The sequence below is a fragment of the Micromonospora sp. U56 genome (assembly GCF_018070095.1).
GTDB lineage: Bacteria > Actinomycetota > Actinomycetes > Mycobacteriales > Micromonosporaceae > Micromonospora > Micromonospora purpureochromogenes.
Window position 1 is genome coordinate 1 of record NZ_JAGPYL010000152.1, and the last position, 13,763, is coordinate 13,763.

The 13,763-nt window shown below is 74.7% G+C and carries 15 protein-coding genes; 3 read left to right on the forward strand and 12 right to left on the reverse strand.

What is annotated here, in order from left to right; translation table 11 throughout:
* Window positions 1–48: 48 nt before the first annotated feature.
* The 8 genes from KBX37_RS30470 to KBX37_RS30505 form a co-directional block, all read right to left on the reverse strand.
* Window positions 49–243 (reverse strand): hypothetical protein, encoded by a 195-nt coding sequence (locus KBX37_RS30470; protein ID WP_210779316.1) that lies wholly within the window; start codon window positions 241–243, stop codon window positions 49–51.
* Between the two features lie 25 nt (window positions 244–268).
* The gene (locus tag KBX37_RS30475) at window positions 269–1,126 is read right to left on the reverse strand and encodes a type II secretion system F family protein (protein WP_210779328.1); all 858 of its coding nucleotides are present in this window, start codon (window positions 1,124–1,126) and stop codon (window positions 269–271) included.
* Window positions 1,126–2,025 (reverse strand): type II secretion system F family protein, encoded by a 900-nt coding sequence (locus KBX37_RS30480; protein WP_210779317.1) that lies wholly within the window; start codon window positions 2,023–2,025, stop codon window positions 1,126–1,128. The genes KBX37_RS30475 and KBX37_RS30480 overlap by 1 nt, the downstream gene beginning before the upstream one ends.
* Window positions 2,026–2,164: 139 nt before the next feature.
* Complete coding sequence (locus tag KBX37_RS30485; RefSeq protein WP_210779318.1) at window positions 2,165–3,700, reverse strand: CpaF family protein; 1,536 nt, start codon at window positions 3,698–3,700, stop codon at window positions 2,165–2,167.
* A 20-nt stretch (window positions 3,701–3,720) separates the two neighbouring features.
* A complete protein-coding gene (locus KBX37_RS30490; protein WP_154940577.1) occupies window positions 3,721–4,521 on the reverse strand; it encodes a ParA family protein in 801 nt (266 codons plus the stop codon).
* Between the two features lie 2 nt (window positions 4,522–4,523).
* Window positions 4,524–5,174 (reverse strand): SAF domain-containing protein, encoded by a 651-nt coding sequence (locus tag KBX37_RS30495; RefSeq protein WP_210779319.1) that lies wholly within the window; start codon window positions 5,172–5,174, stop codon window positions 4,524–4,526.
* Window positions 5,171–6,112, reverse strand: a complete 942-nt coding sequence (locus KBX37_RS30500; protein WP_307849275.1) for a hypothetical protein — start codon at window positions 6,110–6,112, stop codon at window positions 5,171–5,173. The genes KBX37_RS30495 and KBX37_RS30500 overlap by 4 nt, the downstream gene beginning before the upstream one ends.
* Window positions 6,106–6,672, reverse strand: coding sequence for a hypothetical protein (locus KBX37_RS30505; protein WP_210779320.1), 567 nt, complete (start codon window positions 6,670–6,672; stop codon window positions 6,106–6,108). The genes KBX37_RS30500 and KBX37_RS30505 overlap by 7 nt, the downstream gene beginning before the upstream one ends.
* A 506-nt stretch (window positions 6,673–7,178) precedes the next feature.
* On the opposite strand from KBX37_RS30505, the gene KBX37_RS30510 reads away from it, so the two are divergent.
* Window positions 7,179–7,928, forward strand: coding sequence for an A24 family peptidase (locus KBX37_RS30510; protein ID WP_307849277.1), 750 nt, complete (start codon window positions 7,179–7,181; stop codon window positions 7,926–7,928).
* A 288-nt stretch (window positions 7,929–8,216) separates the two neighbouring features.
* Here KBX37_RS30510 and KBX37_RS30515 read toward each other — a convergent pair whose 3' ends face one another.
* Window positions 8,217–8,834 (reverse strand): phosphatase PAP2 family protein, encoded by a 618-nt coding sequence (locus KBX37_RS30515; protein WP_247659305.1) that lies wholly within the window; start codon window positions 8,832–8,834, stop codon window positions 8,217–8,219.
* A gap of 171 nt (window positions 8,835–9,005) precedes the next feature.
* Here KBX37_RS30515 and KBX37_RS30520 point away from each other — a divergent pair, with 171 nt between their 5' ends.
* Both KBX37_RS30520 and KBX37_RS30525 read left to right on the forward strand, forming a co-directional pair.
* Window positions 9,006–11,363, forward strand: coding sequence for a glycoside hydrolase family 65 protein (locus KBX37_RS30520; RefSeq protein WP_210779323.1), 2,358 nt, complete (start codon window positions 9,006–9,008; stop codon window positions 11,361–11,363).
* A 10-nt stretch (window positions 11,364–11,373) separates the two neighbouring features.
* Window positions 11,374–11,859 carry a GNAT family N-acetyltransferase gene (locus tag KBX37_RS30525; protein ID WP_210779324.1) on the forward strand — a complete coding sequence of 162 codons (486 nt, stop codon included), beginning with the start codon at window positions 11,374–11,376 and terminating at the stop codon, window positions 11,857–11,859.
* Here the strand turns inward: KBX37_RS30525 and KBX37_RS30530 are convergent.
* The 3 genes from KBX37_RS30530 to KBX37_RS30540 all read right to left on the reverse strand — a co-directional run.
* Window positions 11,840–12,310 carry a hypothetical protein gene (locus KBX37_RS30530; RefSeq protein WP_210779325.1) on the reverse strand — a complete coding sequence of 157 codons (471 nt, stop codon included), beginning with the start codon at window positions 12,308–12,310 and terminating at the stop codon, window positions 11,840–11,842. The two genes, KBX37_RS30525 and KBX37_RS30530, sit on opposite strands and share 20 nt — an antisense overlap.
* A gap of 322 nt (window positions 12,311–12,632) precedes the next feature.
* A complete protein-coding gene (locus KBX37_RS30535) occupies window positions 12,633–13,226 on the reverse strand; it encodes an FHA domain-containing protein (protein ID WP_210779326.1) in 594 nt (197 codons plus the stop codon).
* The coding region (locus KBX37_RS30540) for a hypothetical protein (RefSeq protein ID WP_210779327.1) at window positions 13,223–13,763 on the reverse strand (541 nt) is incomplete at its 5' end. The genes KBX37_RS30540 and KBX37_RS30535, both read right to left, overlap by 4 nt.

Sequence of the window (13,763 nt, forward strand, 5' to 3'; positions counted from 1 at the left end):
GGGCCGCCCGGCCGGGCCGGGGTGCGTCCGGCCAGCTCATCGGAGGGGTCACGGCGCGGTGGGGACGCTGTCCATCCAGTCGGTGGCCCGCGTCATCACCAGACCGGTGACCGCGATCGCCGCCGCGACCAGGCCGAAGATGATCACCGCGGTCGGCACCGGGCTGTCGCCCCGGTCGCCCTCGCGGCGCAGCTCCGCCAACCGTGCGGCCAGCGTGGCGTGCAGGTAGGCGATCAGTTGCATGACGTGCTCCTTGTCGGGGTGGGGCCTACAGGCGGGCCACGAACGGGTAGAGCATGAAACCGAGCAGGACGAAGACCAGCAGCGAACCGGGGATGTCCAGCCGGCTGGTCACCCCCTCGGCGCGGGCCAGGTTGTCGGTACGGATCTGGTCCCGCAGCGAGTCGGCACGACTGCGCAGGGTCTCGTGGACCTGCGCGCCCTCGCTGCCGGAGGAGCGCATGATCGCCCCGACGTCGCCCAGCTCGGGGATGCCGATCCGCTCGGCCAGCTCCTGGAGCTCGTCCCAGGGCGAGTGCATCTGCATCTGCGCGATCCGTAGCGACTCGCGGATCCGGTCGAAGACCCAGCCGTCGCAGACCGCCGCCGCCCGTTCCAGCGACTGCACCGGGCCGTGCGCCGCCGACAGTTGCAGCGCCACCAGGTCGAGGTAGGTGCAGACGGCCGCGCGGAACTCGTCGCGCGCCGCGTCCGCCCGCGCCAGCACCGCGCGGTGGGCGAGCAGCCCGCAGACCAGTGCCATCCCGATGCTGCCCAGCACCGGTACGACCACCGGCAGGCGTACCCCGCCGAGGAGGAGCACCGCCCCCAGCACGGTCGGGGTGGCCAACCCGATCAGGGCGGAGACCAGCACCGACAGGGCGTACTGCTCGGGGGTCTTGTCGATCAGCGCGAGCTGCCGGTGCGGCGGGCTGAGCCAGCGGGAGAATCCGCCCAACCAGTCCAGGCCCCGGCTCGGGGCGACGGTGCCCGGGGGCTGGTGCAGCCGGCGCAGCGCGGGGCCGAGCGCCGGGGCGGCCGGCAACGCCTCCCGGACCGCCAGGAACAGGCCCAGCCCCACCGTCGCCCCGCCGAGCACGGCGATCGCGAGCTGCCAGTTGACGATCACGCGATCGCCTCCTCCGGGTCGGGGGCGGGGAGGAAGCGGGCCGGCGGCGGGGGCTGGCTCATCGACCGCACCCAGACCAGCAGCCCGACGAAGGCCGCGCTGAGCACCGCCATCACCAGCTGCCCGAACACGGTGCCGTACGGGCGGACGTACTCGGTGTTCAGCAGCCCGTACGCCAGCACGGCCAGGGTCATCCCGGTGAGGAAGCGGACCGCGAACCGGGGCTGGGTGCGCTTGGCCTCCACCTCGCGCCGGGTGCCCACCTCGGCGGCGGCAGCCGAGGCGATCGAGCCGAGCACGTCGCCGAGGCGTTCGCCCCGGTCGGTCAGGTGCAGGATCAGCGCGGCCACCACCTGGTCGCAGACCGGATCGCCGATCTCGTCGGCGAAGGCGAGCAGGGCGGTACGGGCCGTCCAGCCGGCCTGGAGGCGGGCGGCGAGCAGCCGTATCTCCTCCTGGATCTCCTCCGGGACGGTGGCGATGGTGCCGATGATCGCCTGCTGGAGGCCCTGCCCGGTGGCGGAGACGTCCTTCAGTCGGCGGGTCCACTCGCCGACCGCCTCGATCCGGGCGATCGCCCGCTCCTCGGCCCGGCCCACCGAGAACAGCCAGGGCACTCCCGGCACGGCCACCACCACGATCAGCCCCACCACCGGCAGCCCGGTGAGCAGGAAGGCCAGCGCGCCGGCCGCCACCGCCACCGCCAGCCGGAGCTGGTGCGCCCGCTGCGCGCGGCGGCCCGCGCCGGAGCCCAGCCAGAGCCGGCGCAGCCCGCGCCCCGCCCCCGGCGCCGAACGGGCGGGAGCCCGGGTGCCGACCAGCGCGACCACGGCCAGCACCAGGCCGGCGGCGCAGGCCGCCCCGGAGACGACGGCGATCAGCTCGATGTTGGTCACGGGACCGTCTCCGTTCGCGACTGCGGGGCTCGCAACCCCGGCTCACTCCTCGCGCTCACCGGACCGCGCCCGTCCATGCCCGAGCCGACGTGCGCGCTCAGCGGAGCGCGTCCGTCCATCCCCGAGCCGATGCCCGCGCTCACCGGCGCACCGCTGGGCCCAGACGGGTGTGCCGGGGGCGGCGCCAGGCGCCGGTGCCGGCCTCGATGAAGCGGGTCAGCAGCCGGGCGTCGTAGCCGACCCGCAGCAACTGGTCGCGGATGCGTTCCGGCAGGTGCCGGGGGACGGCCCGGCCGTCGGGGCCGGGGCCGAAGACGCTGGTGGTGACGATCCGGTTGCCCTCGCCGACCCCGATCACCTCCTCCACGTGGGAGACGAACCGGTGCTTGCGCCCGCCGATCGCGGTCTCGTCCTCGACGGTCACGTAGACGATCAGGTCGAGGGCGTTGCCGGCCATCCGGCGGGCCTGGTCGACCGTCATCTCCCGGCCGTGGGCCAGCGCCAGCTCGATGATCCGCTCGCTCACCCCGGCCGGGGTACGGGCGTGGATGGTGCACATCGATCCGCGGCTGGTGGTCATCGCCTGGAGCATCGGCACGATCTCCCGGGACCGGACCTCGCCGACGATGATCCGCAGCACGCCCATCCGCAGCGACACCGGGATCAGGTCGGCGATGCTCACCTCGCCCGCCGGTCGCCCGTCCATCCCGCGCTCGCCGTGCCCCTCACGGGACTCGAAGCTCATCACCGCCCGGTGCTTGCGACCCCGGCGGGCCGGCAGCAGCTCCCGGCTCTCCTCCAGCAGCACGTACGGCTCGTCGGGCGGGATCTCGTCCATCAGCGCCCGGATGACCGTGGTCTTTCCCGCCCCGGCCAGCCCGGCGACCATGATGTTGAGCCCGGCCCGCATGGACGCGCGCAGGAAGTCGCGCAGCAGCGGGTCGATCATCTCGTCCAGGTCCGGGCGCGAGCCGGCGATCTCTGCCAGGCTGACGTCCAGCGTGTTGTGCTTGCGGATCACCGCGTACGGGCGGTGGCTGACCAGGAACACCGCCGCGAGGCGGCTGCCGTCGGGCAGTTGCAGGTCGAGCGTCGGCTTGGACGTCGACAGGGACCGCTCGGTCGCGCCGGCCCGGCGGGCCGCCGCCTGGAGGATCTCCACCAGCTCGTCGTCGCTGTCGGCGATCGGCTCGACCCAGTCGACGCCCCCACCGTGCCGGGTGATGCGCACCTGGTCGCAGCCGAGGATGTGCACCTCCTCGATGGTGTCGTCGACCAGCAGCGTCTGGAGCCGGCCCAGCCCGACCAGCTCGGCGGTGACCTGGTCGAGCAGGATCCGCTCCTCGTCGGCGGCCATCGGGGTGCCGGCCCGGCGCACCGAGTCGGCGTACCCGGAGACCACGGCGACCGCGAGCCGGGCCCGCTCGACCTCTTCGGCGTTGGCGTCGAACTCCCGGCCGCGCTGCCACTGGGTGAGCCGTTCGCTCAGTTCCCGGCGCAGCTCGCGGACCACCGCGAAGTCCACCCTCGGTCGCGGCGGCGGCGGGGTGGGCGTGGGGGGCGCGACGGGCGGCGCCGGCTGGTGGTGCCGGCCGTTCACCGGGGGCAGCGGCGGCATCGTCGAGGTCGCCGCCGGCTGCTGACGCGGGTCGTGGGAGACCGGCTCAAACCGCATGACGCGCCTCCCCGGGCCGCTCACACCACATCCGGCACCTCCTGGGCGGCGGGCCAGGCCAGCCGGGCCCGGCGGCGGTCCAGCAGCGCCCGGACCGGCACCTCGAGCGCGCCGGCCGCGCGCATCAACGGCCGCCCGGCGCGTACGGTGCCGCCGAGGCTGAGCACCTCGGCGGTACGCGGGTCCGCCGGCAGGGTGGCGATCACCGGTACCCGCAGCGCCTTGCTGATCTCGCCCTTGCCGTGCCCGTCGCCGACCACCAGCAGCCGCAGCGTGCCCGGGGGCACCCGGTGCTCGGTGAAGTCCCGTTCGATCGCCCGGATCATCGACCGGGTGGCGGAGAGGTCGGGCAGCTGCGCCCGGGTGACCAGCAGCACCACCGCCGCGGCCCGCAGCACCGGCCACGGTGGACCGGCCACCTGGAGCCGCCCACAGTCGACGATCACGTCGTACGGCGGCTGGCCCTTCTCCAGGCTGCCGAAGAAGTCGGCGAAGCGCTGCCAGAGCGGGCTGACGCTGCCCGCCTGGGCCGGGTCGACCACGCCCGGCAGCAGCAGCCGTTCCCGGCGCGGCGCGTCCAGGTCGACCAGCTGCGACCAGAAGGCGGTCTCCAGGTTGCCGTCGCGCAGTTCGCCGACGGCCAGTTCGCCGATGCCCCGGGGACCGTCCAGTGCGCCGCCGAGGTAGCCGGCGAGGATGGTGCCGCCGGCCGGGTCGCACTCGGCCAGCACCAGCCGCCGGTGCCAGCTCAGCGCGCAGGCCAGCGCGGTGGTGGTGACCCCGGGCGACCCCTTCGCCGAGACCAGCGCGATGATCGCCATGGTCAGGCCGCCTCGACCAGCACCAGGGCGATCCGCTCCTGGGCGGCCAGCACCACCACGGCCGGCACGTCCCGGACGGGCAGCGCCACGTAGACCACCACGTCGTCGTTCTCCGGGGTGGCCGTGTCGATCACCGTGCCGGTGAACCGGGTGCCCGGCGCCTGGCTGTCGTCGTTGTCGGCGGGGGTGCTGACCAGCAGCACCTTGTCGCCGGGATGGAGCTTGCGGGCGGGCACCTGGCTCTGCTTCAACCCGAGCGCGATCTGCTGCTGCCCCTCGCCGAGCAGCGGGGCGTCGGTGAGCTGCCCCATGGTCAGCAGCGTGCCGGGGGTGAGCGACACCGCCGCCCGCTTACCGACCACCTCGTCGAGCTCGCCGGCCGGCACCGGGGAGAGCCCGGCCCCGCCGGAGACCTGCACGCTGACCAGGTCGTCGGCGCTGAGCTGCCGGCCCACCTCGACCGGGCGGGCGACCGCCAGGTAGCTGCCGGTGGCCCGGACCGAGGTGACCGCGAAGGCCGCGCCGAGGCCGCCCAACGCGATCAGCAGCACCGCCAGCCCCAGCAGGCCGGGACGGGTCCGGCGCTGGCGGAGCACCTTCGGCGGGGCGACCGGCGCGTCGACCGGGGTGCCGTTGCGGGTGACCAGGCTCATCGGGTAACCACCTGAAGCTCGTCGATCTCGACCGGAGTCGTCCCGCTGGTCCGGGTCTGGGCGATCACGCCGCTCTCGCCGCCGCCGCGCCAGGTCACCGACCAGTACGTGGTGGCGCTGACCGGGTAGGTGCCGGCCTTCGGGTAGCCGGAGTTGTAGCCGCAGTCCGGCGAGGTCTTCCCGGCGCGCGGCCCCTTCGGGTCGTACGGGGTGCCCTCGTCGGCGCAGGTGACCTTGACGCCGTCGCCCATGGTCCAGACGATCCGGTCGACCTCGGCGGTGATGTCCACCCGCAGGCCGCGGTCGGAGTCCCAGGCGTGGATCGGGCCGAAGTAGTTCCGGCCCGGGCTGGCCCACATCCAGACCGGCAGGCCGACCAGGCCGGGGCCGGTGTTGCGGCGGGGCGCCACCGCGATCCGGGGCGGCAGCAGCGAGATCGACGCCAGGACCCGCCGGGCCAGTTCCTCCGGGTCGGGCGGCGTGCCGAACCCGGGTGGCGGGGTCTCCAGCGGCACCACGGTCTGGCTGCCGAGGTCACCGCCGTTGCAGGTGCGGACGTACCACCTGGTGCCCTCGGGGGCCTCGGGCTGCGGCTCGGCCAGCTTGTAGTAGCAGCCGTCGGCGTTGTTGAACCAGCCGAGAAACTCGTTGTAGCAGGGCAGCGGCCTGCCGTTCCACTGGCACTTCGGGGCGGTGCCGCCGCCCGGATCGCCGCCGGTGTCCCCGCCGCCCGGGTCGCCGGGGGTGCCCGGGTCGTCGTCCCAGATGCTGCAGTCGTTCTGCCCGGGTGGGCACTGCGGCCCCGGCCCCTCGGCGGCCGCCGGCACCGGCGCGGCGAGCGCGACCAGCAGGGCCAGCAGCGTCCCGGCGAGCAGCCGTCGGGGCGCCCCGGCCCGGGGTCCGCGGGCCGGGACGCACCCTCCTCCCCAGGTCAGCACGGCTGGTCCTTGTGTGCGGCGCCGGAGCTGATCAGCCAGCGGCCGTCCGGGTACCGGGTGGCGGTCGCGGTGGCGAGGTGGCGGCCACCGCCCGAGCCGGGCACCACCCGCCGGTCCTTGGCGTACACCAGCCGGTAACCGGTGGCGTCCAGGCAGTCCTGGATCTCCACCGTCGGCGGGACGGCGTCCAGGCTGACCGAGGTGACTGTCGGGTCGGAGCGCAACGTGCCGGTGCGGATCGCGCCGTGCGTCCGAGCCTGGCCGATTGCCACCCGGACCCGGGTGAGCAGCGGATCGGCCAGGAAACGGGTGAGCGCGGGGTGGCGGGGGTCGCTGTGGCGGCTCGCCTCCCGGGACGCGGTGAGGTATCCGGAATAGGCGGCGAGCGCGGCCTGCTTCGCGGCCCGTTCCTCCTCGGTCGAATGCCGGGGCTCGGCGGTGGCCTTGCGGGCGGCGGGCCCGGCGGCCGTCTCCGACCCGCCGCCGCAGCCGGCGGTCGACCCGACCACCGTGGCGATGACCAGGCAGGTTGTCCATCGGCGGGGATGCCGTGTACGCAACGCCGTGCCCTCCTCGGTGCCACCCGGCGGCCCGTCTCCGGTGGCCTCCGGGCATGCGCCAGCGCGCCCGGATGATGCCGTCCGGACTTCGATTTACCGCTGTCGCATTTACCTGTGCGGATCTTCTACGAAATGGTGGAACCTGATGTCTCGGTTGGCCTCCGACGCTGTTGGCGGGGGTTGCGCCGTACCCAAGGGGCGAGCATAGGCTCACGTCCGCCGATGCAACAGAGGCAATTCATTCGAACACGGTAGGTGATGAGCGGAGGTGGTCAGGGGTGGCCGAGGGCGAGTCCGGAACGCCGGGACGGGTTGCCGCACCCGGTCGGGGCGCGGGTGCCGACGGTCGGCCGGGCCCACCCGCCGATCCGGCAGTCGGGCCGGAAGATATGGCACCTGTCGATGCGTCTCGCCCGATCCGTCCCCTCATCGAAAAAACCACGAGAGGGGATTCCCGCGAATTCGACGGCCCGGCCCACGCAAGCTGTCCACCACCACCGCTGACGGTGGACCATCACCCGGGCCGGGTCCGGAAATCACTCTCCGTACGCGTCCTCGCCGCCCTGGCCGTGACCCCGGTGCTCCGGCTCGCCGTCGCCCGGTACGCCGTACCGGTGGGGTCGCCGGCGCGGGCCGGCTGCGACGGCTGCGGCGCGCCGGTCGGGCTCGGGCGCCCGGGGCTCGGCCCGGCGGCCCGGTGTCCGGCCTGCGCGGCCCGGATCGGCGCGCCGCCGGGCAGTGTCGAACTGGCCGCCGTGGCGGCCCTGGCGGTGCTGGTCCTCACCGAGGCGACCCTCGCCGAGCGGGCCGCGCTCGCCTGGTGGCTCGGCTGGGCGGTGCCGCTGGCGCTGGTGGACCTGGCCGTGCACCGGCTCCCCGACCGGCTCACCTGGCCGGCCGCGGCGGGCACGGCCACGCTGCTCGCGGTGGCCGCGCTGACCGGCCCCGGACCCGGCCCGTGGCTGCGCGCCCTGACCGCCGCGGCCGCGCTGGGGCTGGCCTTCGCCGCCAGCACGCTGCTGCTCGGCCGGCGCGGCTTCGGCCTCGGCGACGCGAAACTGGCGCTGAGCGTGGGCATGCTGCTCGGCTGGTACGGCTGGCCGGTGCTGGTCGCCGGGCTGCTGCTCACCTTCGCCGTCTCGGCGGTGGTCAGCCTCGCGCTGCTGCTGGCCCGCCGGGTCAGCTGGTCGAGCCACCTCCCCTTCGGCCCCTTCCTGATCCTCGGCACCTGCACCGCCCTCCTCCTCCCCACCTGACCCCCCTCGTCCCCGCCCCCGGCCCCCGTCGCAGCCCTCGGTGATCAAGAAGTTTGCGTCAGGGAGAGCCCTTTCCCGAGACGCAAACTTCTTGATCCCGGGCGGACAAGGTGATGGGCGACGTGGCCGGGCGGTCCAGCCGAGCCGCAGGGTCCAGCCGAGCCGCCGCAAGTCGGGCTGGCGGACGGAGGAGCCGGCAACCGGGCGAGCCGCCGCCGGTCGAGCTGCCCGCCGGTCGAGCCGGCAACCGGCCGGCCGTGGTCGGGCCGGTGGCGCGCGGTCGCCGGGTCAGCGGTGGTCGGCGGTGGCGGGGAGTCTGTCCGGGTGGGTGGTGCGGCGGGCCAGCAGGTCGGCGACGGGTCGGGCGATCAGCGGCGCGCCGGCCAGCGCCACCAGGGCGCCGAGGCACAGGCCGGCGGCCACGTCGTGCGGGTAGTGCACGCCGACGAAGACGCGGGAGAGTGCGGCCAACAGCGCCAGCGGCACGGCGACCAGCCCCAGCCGGCGGGAGAGCAGCAGGGTTGCCGCGGCGAGTGCGCCGGCGATGGTGGCGTGGTTGCTCGGGAAGGACCAGTCGCCGACCGGCGGGCAGTGCCCGGCCACCACGGTCGCGGCTCCCCGGCAGGGCCGTGCCTCGTCGAAGACCGTCTTCAGCGCCTCGCTGCACGCGTACGCGAGGACGACGGTGACCGGCGCGACCAGCGCGACCGCCCGGTCCCACGGCCTACCGCGCAGCAGCCGGGGCGCGGCGGCCAGCAGGAACAGCGCTCCGAGCAGCAGGATCGCCGCCTCGGTGAAGTGCACCGCGAACCACTGCACCGGCGTCGGGGTGGCGTGAGCCACCTCGGTGATCTCCCGGTACCACTCCACGCTGATGTCGGGAACGTCCGTCGTGCCGCCCTGCATCATGCCTCACCTCACCAAATGTTCATACCCCGTTTACCTTGGGCAGACGGTACGAATCACGGAGGCGGCCGGCACCGTGCGATGGTGAGGGTTTGGCCCTGACCTTCGTCTCAGCGACTTCACAGCCCCGGGCGGATTGGGCGGCCGCCGACCACGGGTAACGGGAGTTCCGTGCGTAGTGACGAGAACTGGCTGGTGCGGCGTACCGCGGCCGACAGCGACCGGCTCGGCGAGACCGAGTCGGTCTTCGCGCTCAGCAACGGCTGGGTGGGCTGGCGCGGCACGCTGGACGAGGGCGAGCCGTACGGGATGCCGGGCAGCTACCTCAACGGCTTCTACGAGCAGCGCGAACTCAGCTACCCGGAGGACGGGTACGCCTTCCCGCAGCGCAGCGACACCGTGGTCAGCGCGCCCAACGCCGCCCTGATCCGGCTCTGGGTGGGCGGCAACGCGCTGGACCTGCGCACCGGGACCCTGCGGGCCCACGAGCGGGTGCTCGACCTGCGCGCCGGCGTGGTGCGCCGGGACACCGAGTGGATCTCGCCGGGCGGGCACGGGGTCCGCGTCCGCAGCACCCGGCTGGTGTCGCTGCCCCGGCACCCGATCGCCGCCGTCCGCTACGAGGTCGAGCCGCTGGGCGACACGCCGGTCGAACTCCGGCTCTGCTCGGACGTGCAGGCCAACGAGCGGGTGCCGGAGCGCCCCGACGACCCCCGGGCCGCCTCGGTGATCCGCGACCCGCTGAACGCCGAGGTCCACCGCTGCGACGGCGGCTCCGGCGTGCTGGTGCACCGCACCGACCGCAGCGCGCAGCGGGTCGCGGTCGCGGTCACCCACGATTCCGAGATACCGGAGGGCTTCGCCACCTCCGACGACTGCACCGCCGACCGCCTCCGCATGTGCGTCGAGGGCCGGCTGAGCCCTGGCCAGCGGTTGCGGATCACCAAGTACGCCGCCCACGAGTGCACGCCGGGCGACGGCATGGCGGCGAACGAGCTGGCCGACCTGGTCGTCGCCGAGGCCGACGCCGCCCGGGAGTACGGCTTCGACGCCCTCCTCGCCGACCAGCGGGCCGCGCTCGACGGGCACTGGCAGACCGCCGACGTGGAACTCGACGGCGACCCCGAGCTCCAGCAGGCCATCCGGTTCGCGGTCTTCCACCTGCTCCAGGCCGGCCGGACCGAGGGCGACCGGACCATCCCGGCGAAGGGGCTGACCGGCAACGGCTACGACGGGCACGTCCTCTGGGACAACGAGGGCTACGTGCTGCCGGTGCTGACGTACCTGGCGCCGGAGGTGACCCGGTCGGCGCTGCGCTGGCGGCACGCCCACCTGCCCGAGGCCCGGGAGCGCGCCGCCGAGCTGAGGCTGCCCGGCGCGACCTTCCCGTGGCGGACCATCAGCGGCCGGGAGTGCTCCGGCTACTGGCCCGCCGGCACCGCCGCCCTGCACGTGAACGCCGACATCGCCGACGCGGTGCTGCGCTACGTCGCGGCCACCGGGGACGACGACCTGCTGGCCGGGGTCGGGTTGGAGCTGCTGGTCGCCACGGCCCGGCTCTGGCACGGCTTCGGGTACTGGTCGGACGAGGGCGGCTTCCACATCACCGGCGTCACCGGCCCGGACGAGTACGCCGCCCTGGTCGACGACAACCTCTTCACCAACGTGATGGCCCGGCGCAACCTGCTCGGCGCCGCCGACGCCGCCGAACGGCACCCGGGGCGAGCCGAGGACCTTGGCGTCAGCCCGGCCGAGATCGCCGGCTGGCGGGCCGCCGCCGACGCGGTCCACCTCCCGTACGACCGCAAGCGGGGCGTGCACCAGCAGGCGGCCGGCTTCACGGAGCAGCCCGAGTGGGACTTCGCCGCGCTGACCGAGGACGATTACCCGCTGCTGCTGCACTTCCCCTACCTGGAGCTCTACCGCAAGCAGGTGGTGAAGCAGGCCGACCTGGTGCTGGCCATGCAGCGTTGCCCCGGCGAGTTCACCGCCGAGGAGAAGCGGCGCAACTTCGCCTACTACCAGGCCCGGACCGTCCGCGACTCGTCGCTCTCCGCCGCCTCCCAGGCGGTGCTCGCCGCCGAGATCGGGCACCTGGACCTGGCGTACGACCTGTTCGCCGAGGCGGCGCTGCACGACCTGGCGGACCTGGGCGACAAGACCAGCGACGGGCTGCACCTGGCCGCGTTGGCCGGCGCCTGGACGGCGGTGGTGGAGGGCTTCGGCGGGCTGCGCGACCAGCGGGGCGAGCTGTCCTTCGACCCCCGGCTGCCGGCCCGGCTCGGCCGGCTTGCCTTCGGCCTGCGCTGGCGCGGGCAGCGGCTGCGGGTCACCCTCACCCGGGACGAGGCCCGCTACGGGCTGCCCGACGCCGCCCCGGAGGTCGAGGTCACGCTCCGGCACGCCGGGGAGCCGGTGACCGTCACCGGTGGGACGGCGGTGACGCTGCCCATGCCGCCGGTGCCGGACCCGGGCCCCGAGCCGCCGTCCCCGGCCGGCCGGCGTCCCGCCCGCCGCTCAGCCGGCTAGGGTGGCGCGGGTGCCCGAACTCCAGCGCCTGACGCCCGACCACGCTCCCGCGCTGCTGGAGTTCGAGCGGGAGAACCGGGCGTACTTCGCCCGCAGCGTGCCGGACCGTGGCGACGACTACTTCGCCGGGTTCGACGCCCGGCACGCGGCACTCCTCGCCGAGCAGGAGACCGGCCGCTGCCACTTCCACCTCCTGGTCGACGACGACCGCGAGGTGCTGGGCCGGTTCAACCTGGTCGACGTCGCCGACGGCGAGGCCGACCTGGGTTACCGGGTGGCCGAACGGGCCGCCGGGCGCGGCCTGGCCACCGCCGGCGTACGGCAGGTCTGCGACCTGGCCCGCGACGCGTACGGGCTGGTCCGGCTGACCGCCTCGGCGACGCTGGACAACGCGGGCTCGCTGACGGTGCTGCGCCGGGCCGGTTTCACGCCGGTCGGCGAGGTGCTGCTCGACGGCCGGCCTGGGCTGCGCCACGTCAGGGAACTGGCCGGCTGACCCCGTTCGCCATCCGCTCCCGCACCGCCTCCAGCGCCTCGAAGGCGTACGCCCAGTTGTGGCACTTGAAGCTGCGCAGCCCCTCGATCGGGGTGTGGCAGTCGAGGCAGTGCACCCCGGCGATGCCGTCCGGCACCTCGGTGTTGACGTACTTGCGCTCGCCGAGGATGACGGTGGCGATCATCGCCTTGTCGTGCACGCCCTTCAGTGCCGAGGAGATGATGTCCAACCAGGTCTGCCGGCGGCCGCACTTCGGGCAGTCCGGCTCGTCGCCGCTGACCCAGAGCGGCGCCCCGATGCTGGCCGCCGGCATCCCGAGCAGCTTCTCGATCCGGCGCACGTCGTGCTCCGGGGTGACCCACCGGTGCCGTCCGGGCAGCGCCGCGGGCGAGTCGTACACGGCTCGGAACAGGACCGGATCGACCTCGACGGTCTCCCGCTGACGGGTCATCGCGTACCTCCTCGGCGACGGTCGTGCCCCCGTCGTACGGCAGCCGCCGGCGCGCCGCAGCCGGATCACCGACACCGCGGGTCAGGGTAGCGCTCCCGGGCGGAAACCCTCCCCGTTCGGACACCTGTCGGCGGGCCGCCCGGCCTGGTGTGATTCCTGGTGGGCGCTGTCGGCCACGTCCTCCGGCCCGGCGCCCGGCGCACCGGGGGAGGCGTGCGCCGGCGACCTCGTCGGACCCTTCGCGGGGGGCGACACGCCTGGAGGAAACAGGGGGGTGTGCCCTCCGGGCCGCGTGGGACGTGGTCCGGAGGGCACGCGTACGTCAGCCGGGTAGCCCCGCCGCCCCCCGGCGCACCGCCTCGCCGGCCAGCCGGGACCGGCGCCGCTCGTCGTTGGTGACCAGCCCGAACTTGTCGTACAGGTTGGTCAGGTGCTTCTTCACGGCGCTCTCGCTGACGCCGAGCGCGGTGGCCAGCGCCCGCACGGTGGGCGGCTCGGGGAAGGCGGTGCCGCCCTCGACGTACGGGCGGCAGAGCACCTCGACCAGCTCCTGCTCCCGTCGGGTCAGCGCCGGGGGCGCCGGCGGGGGCTCGACGCCCACCGTCCGGGTGCCGGTGAGTTCCGCCGGCGCGCGGAACAGCAGTCGGGCCGGGCCGATCTCCACCCGGTCGCCGTCGCGCAGCAGCCGAGCCTCCCGCACCGTGGTGCCGTTGACGGTGGTGCCGTTGGTGCTGCCCAGGTCGCGGATCGTCCAGCCGGCCGGGAACCGTTCCACCAGGGCGTGCAGCCGGGAGACCAGTTTGCTGTCGATGGGCAGCTCGTTGCCGGGCGCCCGGCCGATGGTCAACGCGTCGGTGGTCAGCGGCACCAGCCGGACCGCGCCCACCCCGTGGACCTCGAGGTATCCGGCGGTCACCGGTCGCACCAGGGCTCGGTGGTCGCGGTGGTGGCCACCTTCGACCGGTCGGCGGTGACCGTCGCCGTCGCCGTGGTGCACCGCCCGGCCGACGGGTACGGCTCCGTCCACAGCTCGTACGGCTGCCCGACGGCGCGCTGCCGTGCGGTCGTGGGCCGGTCGGCGCGTACCCCCAGGTCGACGGTCCAGGTGCCGCCGCCGGTGGCCGCGTTGTCCCGGTACTGCTTCCACACCCAGACGTACGCCATCGTGGCCCGGCAGCTCGGCGACCAGTACTGCTTGACGGAGATCGCCCGCAGCCCGCCCGCGTGCCCGTACGCGGACGCGCCGACCTGGTAGGCGTCGGCGTAGCACGGGCCGGGCGGCGCGTCGTCCCGGCTGGCGGACCGGGGTCGGCCGGTGCCGAAGACCGGGGTGGCGAGCCGCCGGCCGTCCACGGTCAGCTCGAGCGACGCCCGGATCGGCCCGGCGGCGCGCGGGACGGCGACCAGCCGCACCGCGCACCGGTCGCCCGGCGCGAGCGGTCGGGTGGTGCAC

Coding starts and splice junctions, on each gene's coding strand:
- KBX37_RS30515 (WP_247659305.1), bottom strand. CDS start 8,834: ATGCAGGGCGGCACGACGGACGTTCCCGACATCAGCGTGGAGTGGTAC.
- KBX37_RS30530 (WP_210779325.1), bottom strand. CDS start 12,310: ATGACCCGTCAGCGGGAGACCGTCGAGGTCGATCCGGTCCTGTTCCGA.
- KBX37_RS30485 (WP_210779318.1), bottom strand. CDS start 3,700: ATGCGGTTTGAGCCGGTCTCCCACGACCCGCGTCAGCAGCCGGCGGCG.
- KBX37_RS30495 (WP_210779319.1), bottom strand. CDS start 5,174: ATGAGCCTGGTCACCCGCAACGGCACCCCGGTCGACGCGCCGGTCGCC.
- KBX37_RS30490 (WP_154940577.1), bottom strand. CDS start 4,521: ATGGCGATCATCGCGCTGGTCTCGGCGAAGGGGTCGCCCGGGGTCACC.
- KBX37_RS30470 (WP_210779316.1), bottom strand. CDS start 243: ATGCAACTGATCGCCTACCTGCACGCCACGCTGGCCGCACGGTTGGCG.